Raw genomic sequence first — 15,677 nt, forward strand, 5'->3', positions numbered from 1 at the left:
TTATTCGGCCGGAACCGCGCCGGGCGTCAGCCCCCGGCTGTCCGTATCATTCTTCGCGCCATGCTTCGCGAGCACCGCTTCGGTGATCGAATTGGGCAGGGGCAGCGGCTTTTCGAAATAGGCGATGGCCGGCAGAATGATGAGGAAGTGCGCGAAATAATAGGCCGAGGCAAGCTGGCTCAGCATCACATAAGGCTCTTCGGCCGGTGCCCCACCGCAATAGCCCAGGATGAGGACGCAGGGGATGAGGCCGAACCAGAAGAACTTCTTGAACAGCGGCCGGTAGCTGCCCGAGCGCACCGGCGAATTGTCCAGCCAGGGCAGGAAGAACAGCAGCAGGATCGACGCGAACATCGCGACCACACCCAGCAACTTGGCGGGCACGAAGAAGAAGTCGAAAGTGAAGGCGCGCAGGATCGCGTAGAAGGGCCAGAAATACCATTCGGGCACGATGTGCGCGGGCGTCGAAAGCGGGTTCGCCTCGATATAATTGTCCGGATGGCCCAGGAAATTGGGCGCGAAGAACAGCAGGATCGAGAAGAGGATGAGGAACACGCCGAGGCCGAAACCGTCCTTCGCCGTGTAATAAGGGTGGAACGGCACGGTATCCTGCGGACCCTTGACGTCCACGCCCGTGGGATTGTTCGAGCCGGGGATATGCAGCGCCCAGATGTGCAGGATGATAACGCCCGCAATCACGAAGGGCAGCAGATAGTGCAGCGAGAAGAAGCGGTTGAGAGCCGCATTGCCGGGTGCGAAACCACCCAGCAGCCAGGTCTGGATCGGCTCGCCGACCACCGGGATCGCGCCGAACAGGCCGGTGATGACCTTCGCGCCCCAATAGGACATCTGGCCCCAGGGCAGTACATAGCCCATGAATGCCGTCGCCATCATCAGCAGGAAGATGACCAGGCCGAGCAGCCACACCATTTCGCGCGGGGCTTTATACGATCCGTAATAAAGACCGCGGAAAATATGCAGATAGACGACGATGAAGAAGAAGCTGGCCCCGTTGGCATGCGCATAGCGGATGGCCCAGCCTGCGTTCACGTCGCGCATGATATGCTCGGTCGTGCCGAACGCGACCAGTTCATTCGCGGCATAATGCATGCCGAGCACGATGCCCGAGACGATCTGGATCATCAGCGCGACACCGGCGAGGACGCCGAAGTTCCAGAAATAGTTGAGGTTGCGCGGCACCGGATAGCCCGCGCCGACCGCGCCATAGACGAGACGCGGGAGCGGCAGGCGTTCGTCCAGCCACTTCATCACCGGCGCCTTGGGGGTGTAATGCTCTGCCCAGGGGAAGCTCATCTGTCTGTTCCTCAGCCTACGAGAATGGCGGTGTCGGAGGTGTACTTATACTCCGGGACCATAAGATTGGTGGGCGCCGGGCCCTTGCGGATGCGGGCTGCGGTGTCGTAGCTCGATCCATGGCAGGGGCAGAAATAGCCGCCGAACTCGCCCTTGTTCTCGCCTTCGCCCGCGCCCAGCGGCACACAGCCCAGATGCGTACAGACGCCCATCGTGACGAGCCACTGTTTCTTGCCGTCAACGGTGCGTTCCTCCAGCGTCTGCGGGTCACGCAGCGAGGACGCGTCCACCGCATCGGCCTTGGCAATTTCGTCCGGCGTCAGATGACGGACGAACAGCGGCTGCGCGCGGAAGGTCGTCTTGATCGCCTGACCGGGCTGGATCGCCGACAGATCGACTTCCGTGGAAGCGAGCGCCAGCACGTCGGCACTCGGGTTCATCTGGTTGATGAGAGGCAGCACGACCGCAACGGCGCCGACCCCGGCAAAGCTGACCGCCGCGATGTTGATGAAGTCGCGCCGACGCACGCCTTCCCCTGCCACCGGCGTTTCCGTTTCGATGTGCTCAACGCTCGCCATGCACCTTGACCCTTGCCATTATCATCCCAGACCACGCATGCTCCGCCGCCAGATCCACCCCCCTTGCAAGAAGGCAGAGTTTTGGGGCCGCGCAAGCGCAGCCCTGACAGCGATGACGTAGTTCAGCCGCCCAATAACGTCGAAAAGTGCGGTTTGCCAACAGCATTTTCACAGGCCATGTTATATTTTGTTGCAACGCGCTATCGAGCCTTCATGCGCGTTGCTCTCTACCAGCCCGAAATCGCCGGCAATGTCGGCGCGATCCTGCGGCTTTCCGCCTGTTTCGCGGTGCCCGTGGACATCATCATGCCCTGCGGATTCGCCTTTTCGGACGCGAAACTGAGGCGCGCGGCGATGGATTATGGTGCCGCCGCCGACGTCACCCGCCACGCCGCCTTTGCCGATTTCGATGCCGCCTGCCGCGCCGCCGGGCGGCGTATCGTGCTGATGTCCACCCATGCCTCCGTACCTTTGCCGGACGCCGTTTTCCGCGCCGACGACGTGCTGCTGATGGGATCGGAGAGTGCAGGCGTGCCCGATTTCGTGCGGGATCGCGCCGATTTGCGCGTGCGCATTCCGATGGCGGCGGGATTTCGATCCTTGAACATTGCCGTTTCCACGGGCATCGCTTTAAGTGAGGCATTGAGACAGACGGGGCAATATCCGCAATGAACGACACGACGATCGACCGGCCACGCCCGGAAATCACCCTGCAACTGGATGCGCAGCAGGCCGCGGCGCGGGCGTGGTTCGAGACGTTGCGCGACCGGATCTGCGCCGCGTTCGAAAGCATTGAGCGGGAAGCGGGCAGCAACGCCGCGTTCGCCTATACCGCCTGGGACCGGGAGGCCGAGGGGCTGACCCCCGGCGAAGGCGGCGGCGGTGTGCGCGGGGTGATGAAAGGCAAGGTGTTCGAGAAAGTCGGCGTCAATGTCTCGACCGTCGGCGGTGCCTTTGCGCCGGAGTTCGCCCGGTCGATCCACGGCGCGGGCGACGATCCGCAATTCTTCGCGACCGGCATCAGCCTGGTGGCGCACATGGCCAACCCGCATGTACCCGCCGTGCACATGAACACGCGCTTTCTGGTGACGACCAAACGCTGGTTCGGCGGCGGTGCGGACCTGAACCCGCCCCTGCCCTATGCCGAGGATACCGCCTTTTTCCATAGCGTGTTCAAAGATGCCTGCGACGCCCACGATCCGGCGTTCTATCCAGCGTTTAAGGCATGGGCAGACGAATATTTCTACATTCCGCATCGCGGCGTGCATCGTGGTGTCGGCGGCATATTCTACGATCATCGCGACGGCGATTTCGATGCCGATTTCGCGCTGACCCGATCCGTCGGCGAGGCGTTTCTCGCCGCTTATCCGCCGCTGGTGCGCAAGCGGATGGATATGCCCTTCACGCAAGCCGACGAGGCGCAGATGCTCGAATGGCGCGGGCGTTATGCAGAGTTCAACCTGGTGCACGATCGCGGCACCTTGTTCGGCCTCAAGACCGGCGGGAATATCGACGCGATCCTGATGAGCCTGCCGCCCCGCGCCACCTGGAGCTGAACCCCGATGGCGCTGGCGCATGTCGATCCGCGTCAGGTGGCGGCGGTGGTGACGCATCTGGAGATGCGCGAAAGGCCAAAGCCTGCGCCGCTGCCGCCATCGACACTGCGGCTGGTGCGGTGGAAAGCCCCGTCCGTCGAGAAATATCGCCTGCTGTTCCGGCGGGTGGGCGAACCCTGGCTATGGTTTTCGCGGCTGCTAATGGCCGATGATGCGCTGGCCGCGATCATCCACGACCCGGCCGTCGAAATCCATGCCGTCACCGATGTACGGGGGATCGAGATCGGGATATTGGAGCTGGATTTCCGGTCCCTGCCCGATTGCGAACTGGCCTTCTTCGGGCTGGTGCCGCAACTGGCCGGGCAAGGCCATGGCCGCTGGCTGATGGGACAGGCGAAGATGCTGGCATGGCGCAAGGGCGTGGAGCGGTTCTGGGTGCACACCTGCACGCTCGATCACCCCGCCGCGCTGCAATTCTATATCAAATCGGGGTTCGTCCCCTTTGGCCGGGCGATCGAAACGTTCGATGATCCACGCATGCATGGCGTGCTGCCCCGGGAAGCTGCGCCGCATGTACCGCTGCTGGCTTAGGCCACGCCTCGCTCAGGCCGCCGCTTCCAACTGGCGATAGAGACGCCCGGTCATCACGATGAAATAGACCTGGATGACGGCGGAAAGCGCCGCCACGGCGATGCTGCCCAGCAGCGCGGCAAGCCCCGCCCCGCCCGCCAGCCGCCCGATGATGCCGAACACCGCCTCGGCGGCGCCTTGCACCACCAAGGTCACGACCAGAAACACAATGAAAAAGGCGAACAGCCGCAGGAAATGGCCACGCGACAGGGCCCAGCTCTGGCGGATGGCCCCCACCGGGCCGATCGTGCGGTCGGCCATCAGGGCATAGAGCAGCAGCAACCGCACGCCCACGAACAGCATCGCCGCGGGCACCAGGATATTGAGCAGCGCCACCATCGCACCCGCGCCGCCCGCGGCATGCACCAGCGCGCCGATCAGGCTGAGCCCTATTGCCAGACCCACGCCGCCCGCCATCACCAGCAGACCGGCGGCGAACAGCACGGGCAGACGCCGGAACGCCAGCACCATCGCCTCGCGCACGCTGATCCCGCTGCGCAAGCTGAGCGCATAGAGCGCCAGCGCCCCGGCCAGGATCGCGACGATCGCCAGCATCAGCGCCAGAATGAAGCTGCCGGGCAGCGCAGGCACCGGCACATTCGTCGCGCCCGACTGAATCGCCGCCATATAGGCGACAAGCTGTGGCGGGACGATCTGCTGCACCAGCACCGAGGGTAGCGCCAGAAAGACGAACGCGACCGGAAACAGCAGCGCCCCCTCGCGCTTCACGAAGGCCAGCGTCTCTTCCCAGGCCCGACCGATCGAAAGTGGCTTCATCATGGGGTTTCCGGTGGCTGCGCGGGAAACGCACCCTTGATCGCGGCGCGCGGGCAAGTCAAGGAAGCTGGCATGGATCATCTGCCTGCCCCCGCCCCGGCCGCGACCATGGCATCGCCCATCGAATGGCGTCGCGACGCCAATCCCGTCGCGTATCCCGACGCCCTTGCGGACATGGAAGCGCGCGCCGCCGCCGTCGCCGCCGGACAGGCGCAGGAACGGGTCTGGCTGCTGGAGCATCCGCCGCTCTACACCGCCGGGACCAGCGCCAACATCGCCGAACTGCTCGACCCGCGCTTTCCCGTGTACGACGCCGGGCGCGGCGGGCGCTATACCTATCACGGGCCGGGGCAACGGGTCGGCTATCTAACGCTCAACCTTGGCACGCGCGGCAAGGACATTCGCAATTTTGTCCACAATCTGGAAGGCTGGGTGATCGACACGTTGGCCGACTTCGGCGTGGCGGCCCGGCGGGCGGACGGACGCATCGGCATCTGGACCGACACGCTGGACGGGCGCGAGGCGAAGATCGGCGCCATCGGCGTACGTGTGCGCAAATGGGTGACGATCCACGGCTTCTCCGTCAATATCGCGCCGGACCTGTCGCATTTCGGCGGGATCGTGCCGTGCGGCATCGCAGAGTTCCCCGTCACCAGCCTGGCGGCGCTGGGCAAGACAGTGACGATGGACGATTTCGACGCAGCGCTGGGCGCCCGGTTCGACCAGTTTATGGCGCGGCTGGGGCGATGCGGACGGCCTGCCTGACCTTGACGTAAGGCGGCGCGCTTGACGAAGGATAACAGCGCGTTAAGGTCACGCACAAATAGCCGGTCGTTTCAGGAGCCTTGGATGCCATCATTGTTGCCGCTTCGTCGCGTGGCCCTGTTAACGGCGGCTCTCCTTCCCCTCGCCGCCTGCGGATCGGGCACCACCGAAACGCAAAGCAATGTGAGCATGAAAGACCTGGAAGTCGTCGACGGCACCGCCAGCGACGCCATGACCGATCTGGACGGGGTACGCAGCGAAGGCACCGCCCTCGCGCCGACCGGAGAGAGCAACAGCACCCCCGCCGCGACGCGGACCGCCGCCAACAATGCCAGCGCCCCGGCGGATGTCGCCGACACCGAAGTGATCGCCGACCAGTGAGCTTTCACCCTCGGTTCATCGCGGAACCGATATCGGCCGCTGACAGCGGCGCCAGGGTGCGCTAGGCCGCATTGAGCTGACGCCAACCAAGGATTACCCAAGAGTGACACGCCTTTACACCCGCCGCCCGATCCTCGCGCTGGTAACGGCGACCGCCCTGGCCGCACAGCCCGCACAGGCGCAGTTCTTCTTTTCGCCGCCCGATCTTTCGAGCCCGCCGGTGACCGGCGCGGAGCCGACGTTGGGCCTCAACATGCCCGGCGCGACGCAGGCGGAACTGGATGCAGGGCTGGTGTGGAACCTGCGTGCGGCACTCAACGTCGCGGCGCTGCAATGCGATTTCGAGCCGACATTGCTGACGGTTTCCAACTACAACGCCATGATCGCCCATCACAGCAAGGAACTGGCGCAGTCCTTTGCCACCCTGGGTGCCTATTTCCAGCGCACCGTCGGCAAGGGGAAGCCGGGCCAGGCGGCGCTCGATCAATATGGCACGCGCATCTATTCGGGCTATTCGACGGTGCAGGCGCAGCGCAATTTCTGTCAGACGGCATCCTCGATCGGCCGCGACGCGATTTTCATGCCGCGCGGACAACTGGTCGACGTCGCGCGCAAGCGGATGGGCGAGCTCAAGAAATCGCTGGTGCTGAGCGGCGAACGCTATTTCGGATCGCCCGGCTACAACTATAGCGCGGTTCTGCCGCCGCTGACCGAGGAATGCTGGAAAAAGGGCAAGCTGATGGCCAGTTGCAAGGCCCGCTGGGATGCCGAGGCCGCGAAAAAGCCCGCGGGCTGAGGGCGGGCGGGACGCGGAAGGCCTACCGCAGCCCGAGCGTCTTGTGCGTCTGCAAGGTCAGGCGCCATTGCGGCCGGTCCATGACGAAGGCGATCGCCACATCCACATGCGCGGCGGCATCGGGATCGTCGAGCGGCTGGACAAGCCAGTGGTCGAATGCCCAGCCTTCCATCGCCGCATAATCGCTGCCCGGCTGCGGCCACACCAGTTTCAGCTCATGGCCGGATGTTTGGACGACCTCGCTCCCCGCCTTGGGGCTGACGCAGATCCAGTCGATGCGCGGATGCACCGGGAGCGTGCCGTTGGTCTCGATCGCAATCTCAAACCCGGCATCGTGCAGGGCATCGACCAGCGCGTCGTCCACCTGCAACATCGGTTCGCCGCCGGTCAGGACGATGTAGCGCAGCGTGCGCCCTTCGCCCCAGAACCGCTCGACGGCGGCAACCACGGCCGCCGCATCGGCAAACTTCCCGCCGCCCGCGCCATCCGTGCCGACAAAATCGGTATCGCAAAACCGGCAGACGGCGGTCGCGCGATCGCCTTCGCGGCCCGACCAGAGATTGCACCCGGCAAAGCGCAGGAAAACCGCGCGCCGCCCGGCCTGCATCCCTTCCCCCTGCAGGGTGAGGAACATTTCCTTGACGGAATAGGCCATGCGATCAGGGCTTTACGGCATAGCGGGTGGGATCGGGCAGGCCCGCTTCGACAAACCCCTTCGCGCGCAGGCGGCAACTGTCGCACAGGCCGCAATGCAGCCCGTCCGGCGTCGGATCATAGCAGGACCAGCTCATCCCCGCATCCAGACCCAGCCGGTCCGCTTCCCGCACGATATCCGCCTTCGTCATGTGCTGGAGCGGCGCGTTGATGCGGACGGCATGCCCTTCCACCCCGGCCTTCGTGGCGAGCGCGGCCATCGCCTCGAACGCGGCGATGAACGCCGGCCGGCAGTCGGGATAGCCCGAATAATCGAGCGCGTTGACGCCGATGAAAATGTCCCGCGCGCCCGTCACTTCTGCAAAGCCCAAGGTGAGCGACAGAAAAATCGTGTTGCGCGCCGGGACATAAGTGACGGGAATATCGTTCCCTACCCCGCCCTTCGGCACGGCGATGTCGGCGGTCAGCGCCGATCCGCCGAATGCAGTCAGATCGAGCGGCAACACGATGTGCGACAGGACATTAAGGGCCTTGGCGACGCGCGCCGCGGCCTGCAATTCCACCCGGTGACGCTGGTTATAGTCGATCGTCAGCGCGAACAGTCGGTGCCCGGCCTCCCGCGCCAGGCCCGCCGCGACCATCGAATCGAGGCCACCGGAAAGCAGGACGACGGCAAAGCTGTTATCGGTATCGGATCTGGAGGAACTAGGCATCGCCTGCCGCTACTCCCGCCGTCGCGCGGGCGCAAGACCGGGCGCGACGACGCAGAGACGACAGGTTATCGGCAGACGCCGACGCGCCGCCCCTCCATCGCCATGGAGAACGGCGCGCCATCGACGATCCCCTGCGCCTCGATCTGGACGAGGCGTGGTGTTTCGATGCGGATGTCCGTCCGCTCGTTACCGGCCAGGCCACAATCATTGGTCACGGCGACCGACTGCGCGCTGTCGGTCACCACGAAACGGCGGCATTGCGCGCCGGGATGGCGCAGCTGGAGCAACTGGCGCGTATCGCCCAGGCACAGATGCACGTCCTTCCCGCTTTCACGATCATGCAGCACCCAGTCGCCAGGCTCCAGCGTCGTCAGCCCGCGCGGGGCAGGCGGAACAGACTGGGGCCGACCCGCGCCAATGAGGGCGGTCAGCAGGACGGCGCCGACAAGCGCCTTGCGCGAAACGGTCGTGGCCATAAACAAGCGTTCCCCACTGCGCGCGCAGCCGATGGACAGGTACGGGCACCTTTTGATGGCCGAGCGCGATATCCCCTTGCGACCATCGTTTGCCACAGAATTGTGGCAACTTCATAGCGCAACCGGAACGGCTCTGCCGCAATCATCCGCTGCGATCGGAGGCGCGGGTCAGGCCGATCAGTTATCGAAACTGTGCAGCGGTATCGGGAACAGCCGTGAACAGAAGGCGCAGTCTACGGTGATCTGCCCGGCCTCGTCGGCCATGTCCGCGCGCTCCTCCGCCGGAAAGCGCGCGATGACGTCTCGGATATGCGCGATGTTGCACCGGCAGCCCTTCACGATCGGGCCGGGATCAAACAGGCGCACTTCCTCTTCCTCGTGAAACAGGCGCCAGATGATGTCGGAGAGCGGCAGCCCGTCATCGGTCAGTTCGGCATCCTGCAACGTCGCCGCCAGGGCCTTGGCATGTTCCCATTCGACATGGTCGTGGCGGACATGCAGCCGCTCGCGCCCCACTTCGCCTTCGGGGAGATGCTGAAGGAGCATGCCTGCGGCGAGGCAGCGCCCGTCAGGATCGTGGCGGCTGGCGATCTGAACGATGCTGGGGATCTGCTCCGACTGGCAGAAATAATGTTCCGCCGCTTCGCCCAGCGAACTGCCTTCGAGCGGGACGATGCCCTGGTAGCGACCGCTCGCGCCTTCGCTCGCAGGCGCGGCCTGGTCGAAAGTGATCGCCAGATAGCCCTTGCCGAACAGGCCGAACAAGGTGGGATCGGTGCCCAGCTCCGCCAACCGGTCGGCATCGAACTGAACATAGCCGCGCACCGCGCCAGCCTGATAGTCCGCTACCAACAGGCGGACGACGCCATTTTCGGTCTGCGCCTGAAGCGTCAGTTGCCCGTCGACATGCTTGAGCGTCGATCCCAGCAGCGCGGCGAGCACCAGCGCCTGTGCCAGCAGCCGCTCGATCGGCGGCGGATAGGCATGCGCGGCCAGCACCTGCTCCAGCACCGGGCCGAGCCGCACGAGGCGACCCCGCACGCTGCGCGCGGGAATCGTGAAGCCGACAGCCTGATCGAGATCGAGGGAAAGGGGCAAGACAAAGGCTCCGTTCGTCCCGAGCGAAGTCGAGGGACAGGTCACGCAGCGTCCCTCGACTTCGCTCGGGACGAACGGAGGTTGGAACACAGATAGACGTTAGATAGGCGTCAATCGGAAAAACTCAACCGAGCTTTCCAAGAGCCCACAGCAGCACCGACTTCTGCGCGTGCAGGCGGTTTTCCGCTTCGTCCCAGATCAGCGACTGCGGGCCGTCGATCACGTCCGCCGTCACTTCCTCTCCGCGATGGGCGGGCAGGCAGTGGAGGAAACGGGCCGTCGGCTTCGCCAGCGCCATCAGCGCGGTATCGACCTGATAGGGCATCATCGCCGCCAGTTTCGCGTCGGCATGGTCCTGCCCCATTGAAATCCACGTATCGGTCACGATCACGTCGGCACCGCGCGCGACTTCGGCGGCGTCGCGTGACAAGCTGATCGTCGCACCGCGTGCGGTGGCTTGCTCGGCAAAGCGCGGGTCCGGCTCATAGCCTTGCGGCACGCCGATGCGGACGTTGAACTTCATGAGTCCCGCCGCCTCGATGATCGAATGCAGCACATTATTGCCATCGCCCAGCCAGGCCCATTCGCTGCCCGGCAGGGTGAGGCCATGTTCGATGACGGTCAGCAGGTCCGCCATGATCTGGCAGGGGTGCGACAGGTCGGTCAGGCCGTTGATGACCGGAACGGTCGCGTGATGCGCCATTTCCTCGATTTTCGCATGATCGTCGGTGCGGATCATGATCGCGTCCACCATGCGCGAAAGGACGCGCGCGGTATCGGCGATCGTCTCCCCCCGGCCCAACTGGCTGGTCGCGCCGTCGAGGATGAGCGAGGTGCCGCCCAGTTGCCGGATCGCCATGTCGAACGACACGCGGGTGCGCGTGGAGTTCTTCTCGAAGATCATGGCCAGCGTATGCCCGGCAAGCGGCGCGTCGGCATCGGCCTTGCCTTTCGGAAAACCGGCGCGCGCGGCCTTGCGGTCGATGGCGTCGCCGATCATCGCGGCGATCGCGTTGCCGCCCGCGTCGGAGAGGTTCAGGAAATGGTTTGTCATGAGAAGGCTATCCTTCCATCTACTCCGTTCGTCCTGAGTAGCTGCCGAGCGAAGCCGAAGCAGCGTATCGAAGGACATGAGCTTTGGCGCAGATCCTTCGATACCGGCCTTCGACAAGCTCAGTCCTTACTCAGGACGAACGGGGTTAAATCGGCCGAACTAGGCCGCAACCGGCACGGCAAAGCTCCGTGCGCCTGCGGACAGGCGTTCGACGCATTCGGTGATGTGGCTTTCCTCGATCACCAGCGGCGGCAGGATGCGGACCACATTCTGCCCCGCGGACACCGTGAGCAGCCCGTGATGATCGCGCAGATGCGCCACGAAGGATCGCGCGTCGGCGCTGTCCTTCAGCTTCAGGCCCAGCATCAGGCCCATGCCCCGCACTTCGGCGAACAGATCGTCGTGATTGGGGATCATCTGTTCCAGCGCGGCGCGCAGGCGCGCACCTGTTGCCTTCACCTGATCGAGGAAACCCGGCGCCATCACCACGTCCATCACCGCGCTGCCCGCCGCCATCGCCAGCGGATTGCCGCCATAAGTGGAGCCATGCGTGCCGAACACCATGCCCTTCGCCGCTTCCTCGGTCGCAAGGCATGCGCCCATCGGAAAACCGCCGCCGATGCCTTTCGCCACCGCCATGATGTCGGGGATGACGCCATATTGCTCATGCGCGAAGAAGGTGCCGGTGCGGCCATAGCCGCACTGCACTTCATCCAGGATCAGCAGCACGCCATGTTCGTCGCAGAGCGCGCGCAGGCCTTGCAGAAAATCCTGCGTCGCGGGCGTCACGCCGCCTTCGCCCTGCACAGGCTCCAGCAGGAAACCGGCGGTATTGTCGTCGATCCGCGCCGCCGCCGCTTCCAGATCGTTGAAGGGCACCACGTCGAAACCGGGCAGCAGCGGCTCGAACCCGTCGCGCATCTTGGGCTGGCTGGTCGCGCTGATCGTGCCGAGCGTCCGCCCATGGAACGCGTTGTCGAAGCTGATGATCTTGTGCCGGTGCGGATTGCCATTGGCATAATGATAGCGCCGCGCCGTCTTGATCGCGCATTCGACCGCTTCGGCACCCGAATTGGTGAAGAACACGGTGTCGGCGAAGGTCGCATCGACCAGCCGCCTGGCAAATGCCTCACCCTGCGGACTGCCGTACAGATTGGAGACATGCATCAAGGTCGCCGCCTGATCGGCAATCGCCTTGGTCAGCACCGGATGGCCGTGGCCGAGCAGGTTGACGGCAATGCCGCTGGCAAAATCCAGATAGCGTTCGCCGCGCTCGCCGATCAGATAGCAGCCTTCGCCACGCACCGGCCGGACATCGCACCGGGGATAAACGGGCATGAGCGGCGTAATCGACATGAGCGTCCCTTTCAGTTCACGATTGCATTTGCGCGGCGGGGGCAAATTGAGGCCAGGCACCAGCGCCTGAAAGCAAAAAGGCGGCCCCCGCCGGGCCGCCCTGTTGCGCAATCCGTCTATACAGTGGCGGACGGCGGAGCGTCAACACCGTGCATAGCGGGATACATAGCGCGATTCCGGGTGCGAGTCGGTGCCTTTACAAGCCGTCATGAATAGGAAATAGTTGCACTTCAAAATCCAGTTATGACCGGCAACCTGCGGCTCTCTGTCGCCTTGTGCCGCGCAATCTTCATCGGGGAGGCTAAAGCATGGCCACAACACTGACCGTCAACGGGCAGGCGCGCGAAGTCGACGCCGATCCCGACACACCTTTGCTGTGGGTGTTGCGCGACGACCTCAATCTGACGGGCACGAAGTTCGGTTGCGGCGTGGCGCAGTGCGGCGCATGCACCGTGCATGTCGACGGTGCGCCGACACGGTCCTGCCAGTTGCCGATCTCCGCCGCCACGGGCGCGATCACCACGATCGAGGCGATCGACGGCGCAGAGGCGAAGGCCGTGCAGGCCGCCTGGGTGGCGCTCGACGTGCCGCAGTGCGGCTATTGCCAGTCCGGCCAGATCATGAGCGCGGTCAGCCTGCTGAAGGATAACAAGACGCCCAGCGACGCCGACATCGACAGCGCGATGAGTGGCAATCTCTGCCGCTGCGCGACCTATGTCCGCATCCGCGCGGCGATCCATCAGGCAGCGAAAAGCCTCAATCCGCAGGAGAAGGCGGCATGAACGCGATCATTCCTAGCTCTGCGCGGTCTTTTGGTCGCTTTTCCCGCCGCGACGCGCTGCGCACCGGCGGCGCGCTCGTCATCGGCATAATGTTGCCGATGGGCGGCGCATTGCAGTCGCAGGGCGCGCCGCCGATGCCGCCGGTCGATCCCAACGCCTTCATCCGCATCGCGCCGGACAGCAGCGTGACCGTTCTGATCAAGCATATCGAGTTCGGCCAGGGTCCGAACACCGGGCTTGCGACGCTGGTCGCCGAGGAACTGGACGCGGACTGGAGCCAGATGCGCAGCGAAAGCGCGCCGGGCAACGACACGCTCTACGCCAATCTGTTCCTGGGGTCGCAATTGACTGGCGGATCGACGGCGATCGCCAACAGCTTCATGCAGATGCGCAAGGCCGGTGCCATGGCGCGCGCCATGCTGGTGGCGGCGGCTGCCCGCAAATGGGGCGTCCCGGCGAGCGAAGTGACGGTGACCAAAGGCGTCATCGCGCATGCCAAATCCGGCAAGTCCGGCACGTTCGGCGAATTTGCCGCCGATGCCGCAACGTTGACGCCGCCCGCCGACGTGCCGCTGAAGGACGCCAAGGCCTTCACGCTGATCGGTCGCGACAAGCCGCTGGGCAAGCTCGATACGGTGGCGAAGACCAACGGCACGGCGAAGTTCGGCATCGACACGCAGATGCCCGGCATGCTGACGGTGGTGGTCGCCCGGTCCCCGCGCTTCGGCGGTACGCTGAAAAGCTTCGATGCCGCCGATGCGTTGAAGATCAAGGGCGTCGTCGCGGTGAAGGCCGTTCCGACGGGTGTCGCCGTCTATGCCAAGGGCATGTGGCCGGCGATCCAGGGGCGCAATGCCGTGAAGGCGGAATGGGACTTCACCAAGGCCGAGAGCCGCGGTTCCGCCGAAATGATCGATGCCTATCGCGCGAAGGTGAAAACCCCCGGCACGGTCGCGGGCAAGCGCGGCGATGTCGATGCCGCATTGGCAGGCGCCAAGCTGATCGAGGCAGAATATGCCTTCCCCTATCTGGCGCATGCGCCGATGGAGCCTCTGTCCGGCGTCATCCAGTGGGACGGGAAGACGGCAAAGACCCTGTTCGGATCGCAGGGGCCGGGGCTCGACAAGGGCGCGATTGCGCGAACACTGGGCGTCGCGGCCGACGCCGTCAGCATCGACGTGACACTGGCGGGCGGCAGCTTCGGGCGCAGGGCCACCGGCGACTCGCATTTTGCAGCGGAAATGGCGGCCGTCGCCAAGGCTTATGGTCCCGGCGCTTTCAAGCTGGTGTGGACGCGCGAGGACGACATCCAGGGCGGCTACTATCGCCCGGTCATGGTCCATGCCATGCGCGGCAGCGTGAAGGACGGTAAGGTCGCCGCCTGGTCCAACAGCATATGTGGCCAGTCCTTCGCCTTCGGATCGGCGCTGGAACCGTTGATCGTGCGCAACGGGATCGACACCACCATGACCGAGGGTGCAGCGGACCTTCCCTACGCCATCGCCAACATGCGCTGCGACGTGCATGTCGATGCCTCGCCCGTCCCGACATTGTGGTGGCGATCGGTGGGGCACACCCACACCGCCTATGCCGTCGAATGTTTCATCGACCAGTTGCTGGTGGCGGCGGGTCAGGACCCGGTGGCCGGACGGCTTGCCCTGCTGACCGAAAAGCCGCGCATGGCGGGTGTGCTTGCGGCCGTGGCGAAGCTGGCGGGATGGGGCAGCTCAAGCGCGCCCAAGGGCCGCGCCCGCGGCGTCGCCGCGGTGGAGAGCTTCAGCAGCTATGTTGCGCAGATCGCCGAAGTGTCGCTGAACGAGGATGGCAGCCCGCGTGTGCACAAAGTGTGGTGCGCCGTCGATTGCGGCGTGGCGGTGAACCCGGATGTCATCCGCGCACAGATGGAAGGTGGCATCGGCTTTGGCCTTGGCCATGCGCTTTATGCCGCCGTTCCACTGGAAAAGGGTGCGGCGACCGTCGGCAATTTCGACGGCTACCGCGCGCTCCGCATCAACGAGATGCCGGAAATCGCGGTCGTGATTGTCGCGTCGAACGAAGCCCCCACGGGGGTCGGCGAACCCGGCGTTCCGCCGATCGCACCTGCCGTCGCCAATGCGCTTGCGGCGCTCGGCAAGGCCCGGCCTTCGGTCTTGCCGATGGTGACCAGCGCCTGATCGCGATAAATACTAAGACCTCTTGTCGAAATGTTCCCCGGCGAAAGCCAGGGTCCAGAGCAACGGGGTACAGTTCTGCGAGACTCTGCACCCCGGCTTTCGCCGGGGAACAAGAGAGTTAAGCATCGCCTTCAGCCGATCTGGTCCCAGGCGCTGGCGATGTCCGCGATCATCCCGCGGGCCTGCGTCATCGGTTCGATGCTGCGTTCGCGCACCGCGTCGATCATGTTGCGGCGAGCAGCGCGATAGATCTGCGCAAGGGAGACGGCGACATCGCCGCCACGCTCGAAATCGAGGCTGGATTCGAGGGCATGCAGGATCGACATGGCGCGCGCCTGCTTTTCCGACGCCTTGGCCATATCGCCCTGTTCCTGCGACAGGATCGCGGCGTCGAAGGCGAGCAGCAGTTCATCGAACAGGATTTTGACGAGGCCGTGCGGCGTCGCGCCTTCGATGCGGCTGCCTGCGTGGACAGCCGCATAGGCGCGGCTGGCGTTGCCTGCCCGTGCGCCGATACCGATGCCTGCATATCCGTTGCTGTAAAACATGGTCTGTCCGTTTCCCTGAAATAAG

General features: G+C 64.8%; 18 protein-coding genes. 8 read left to right on the plus strand and 10 right to left on the minus strand.

All coding sequences use genetic code 11. From position 1 onward, the window contains the following. On the minus strand, window positions 1-1,314 hold the full coding sequence (locus ENE74_RS01345; RefSeq protein WP_127688843.1) for a cytochrome b: 1,314 nt from the start codon (window positions 1,312-1,314) through the stop codon (window positions 1-3). Window positions 1,315-1,325: 11 nt separating this feature from the next. Next, entirely contained in the window at window positions 1,326-1,892 is a 567-nt protein-coding gene (petA, locus tag ENE74_RS01350; protein ID WP_127688844.1) for a ubiquinol-cytochrome c reductase iron-sulfur subunit, read from the minus strand. 213 nt (window positions 1,893-2,105) lie between these two features. Between petA and ENE74_RS01355 the strand changes: the two genes are divergently transcribed. From ENE74_RS01355 to ENE74_RS01365, 3 genes are read left to right on the plus strand one after another with little or no spacing between them, the layout of a single operon-like run. Continuing rightward, entirely contained in the window at window positions 2,106-2,564 is a 459-nt protein-coding gene (locus ENE74_RS01355; protein WP_127688845.1) for a tRNA (cytidine(34)-2'-O)-methyltransferase, read from the plus strand. Then, on the plus strand, window positions 2,561-3,448 hold the full coding sequence (gene hemF, locus ENE74_RS01360) for an oxygen-dependent coproporphyrinogen oxidase (protein ID WP_127688846.1): 888 nt from the start codon (window positions 2,561-2,563) through the stop codon (window positions 3,446-3,448). The genes ENE74_RS01355 and hemF overlap by 4 nt, the downstream gene beginning before the upstream one ends. Window positions 3,449-3,454: 6 nt before the next feature. Continuing rightward, window positions 3,455-4,039, plus strand: coding sequence for a GNAT family N-acetyltransferase (locus ENE74_RS01365; RefSeq protein WP_127688847.1), 585 nt, complete (start codon window positions 3,455-3,457; stop codon window positions 4,037-4,039). A gap of 12 nt (window positions 4,040-4,051) precedes the next feature. Here the strand turns inward: ENE74_RS01365 and ENE74_RS01370 are convergent, their stop codons facing one another. Continuing rightward, complete coding sequence (locus tag ENE74_RS01370) at window positions 4,052-4,858, minus strand: hypothetical protein (RefSeq protein WP_127688848.1); 807 nt, start codon at window positions 4,856-4,858, stop codon at window positions 4,052-4,054. A 69-nt stretch (window positions 4,859-4,927) separates the two neighbouring features. Here ENE74_RS01370 and lipB point away from each other — a divergent pair, with 69 nt between their 5' ends. The 3 genes from lipB (at window position 4,928) to ENE74_RS01385 (ending at window position 6,797) form a co-directional block, all read left to right on the plus strand. Continuing rightward, window positions 4,928-5,620 (plus strand): lipoyl(octanoyl) transferase LipB, encoded by a 693-nt coding sequence (gene lipB / locus ENE74_RS01375; RefSeq protein WP_420902553.1) that lies wholly within the window; start codon window positions 4,928-4,930, stop codon window positions 5,618-5,620. Between the two features lie 111 nt (window positions 5,621-5,731). Next, the gene (locus ENE74_RS01380; protein WP_420902554.1) at window positions 5,732-6,001 is read left to right on the plus strand and encodes a hypothetical protein; all 270 of its coding nucleotides are present in this window, start codon (window positions 5,732-5,734) and stop codon (window positions 5,999-6,001) included. A 103-nt stretch (window positions 6,002-6,104) separates the two neighbouring features. Then, on the plus strand, window positions 6,105-6,797 hold the full coding sequence (locus tag ENE74_RS01385) for a hypothetical protein (RefSeq protein ID WP_127688850.1): 693 nt from the start codon (window positions 6,105-6,107) through the stop codon (window positions 6,795-6,797). Window positions 6,798-6,819: 22 nt separating this feature from the next. Here the strand turns inward: ENE74_RS01385 and queE are convergent, their stop codons facing one another. From queE to ENE74_RS01415, 6 genes are all read right to left on the minus strand, one after another. Further along, a complete protein-coding gene (queE, locus tag ENE74_RS01390) occupies window positions 6,820-7,452 on the minus strand; it encodes a 7-carboxy-7-deazaguanine synthase (RefSeq protein WP_127688851.1) in 633 nt (210 codons plus the stop codon). Between the two features lie 4 nt (window positions 7,453-7,456). Continuing rightward, entirely contained in the window at window positions 7,457-8,164 is a 708-nt protein-coding gene (gene queC / locus ENE74_RS01395) for a 7-cyano-7-deazaguanine synthase QueC (protein ID WP_127688852.1), read from the minus strand. A 65-nt stretch (window positions 8,165-8,229) separates the two neighbouring features. Continuing rightward, the gene (locus tag ENE74_RS01400) at window positions 8,230-8,640 is read right to left on the minus strand and encodes a hypothetical protein (protein ID WP_127688853.1); all 411 of its coding nucleotides are present in this window, start codon (window positions 8,638-8,640) and stop codon (window positions 8,230-8,232) included. 177 nt (window positions 8,641-8,817) lie between these two features. After that, the gene (hslO, locus tag ENE74_RS01405; protein ID WP_127688854.1) at window positions 8,818-9,738 is read right to left on the minus strand and encodes an Hsp33 family molecular chaperone HslO; all 921 of its coding nucleotides are present in this window, start codon (window positions 9,736-9,738) and stop codon (window positions 8,818-8,820) included. A gap of 124 nt (window positions 9,739-9,862) precedes the next feature. Further along, window positions 9,863-10,792 (minus strand): ornithine carbamoyltransferase, encoded by a 930-nt coding sequence (gene argF / locus ENE74_RS01410; protein WP_127688855.1) that lies wholly within the window; start codon window positions 10,790-10,792, stop codon window positions 9,863-9,865. Window positions 10,793-10,951: 159 nt separating this feature from the next. After that, complete coding sequence (locus tag ENE74_RS01415) at window positions 10,952-12,148, minus strand: aspartate aminotransferase family protein (protein ID WP_127688856.1); 1,197 nt, start codon at window positions 12,146-12,148, stop codon at window positions 10,952-10,954. Window positions 12,149-12,456: 308 nt separating this feature from the next. Between ENE74_RS01415 and ENE74_RS01420 the strand changes: the two genes are divergently transcribed. Both ENE74_RS01420 and ENE74_RS01425 read left to right on the plus strand, forming a co-directional pair. Continuing rightward, window positions 12,457-12,930: a (2Fe-2S)-binding protein gene (locus ENE74_RS01420; RefSeq protein ID WP_127688857.1), complete on the plus strand. Its 474-nt coding sequence runs from the start codon at window positions 12,457-12,459 to the stop codon at window positions 12,928-12,930. Then, window positions 12,927-15,104 (plus strand): xanthine dehydrogenase family protein molybdopterin-binding subunit, encoded by a 2,178-nt coding sequence (locus ENE74_RS01425; protein WP_127688858.1) that lies wholly within the window; start codon window positions 12,927-12,929, stop codon window positions 15,102-15,104. The genes ENE74_RS01420 and ENE74_RS01425 overlap by 4 nt, the downstream gene beginning before the upstream one ends. A gap of 131 nt (window positions 15,105-15,235) precedes the next feature. On the opposite strand, the gene ENE74_RS01430 is transcribed toward ENE74_RS01425, so the two are convergent. Continuing rightward, window positions 15,236-15,652 (minus strand): flagellar export chaperone FliS, encoded by a 417-nt coding sequence (locus ENE74_RS01430; RefSeq protein WP_127688859.1) that lies wholly within the window; start codon window positions 15,650-15,652, stop codon window positions 15,236-15,238. Between the last annotated feature and the right edge of the window lie 25 nt (window positions 15,653-15,677).

Origin of the sequence: Sphingobium algorifonticola, assembly GCF_004005485.1 — a bacterium.
GTDB lineage: Bacteria > Pseudomonadota > Alphaproteobacteria > Sphingomonadales > Sphingomonadaceae > Sphingobium > Sphingobium algorifonticola.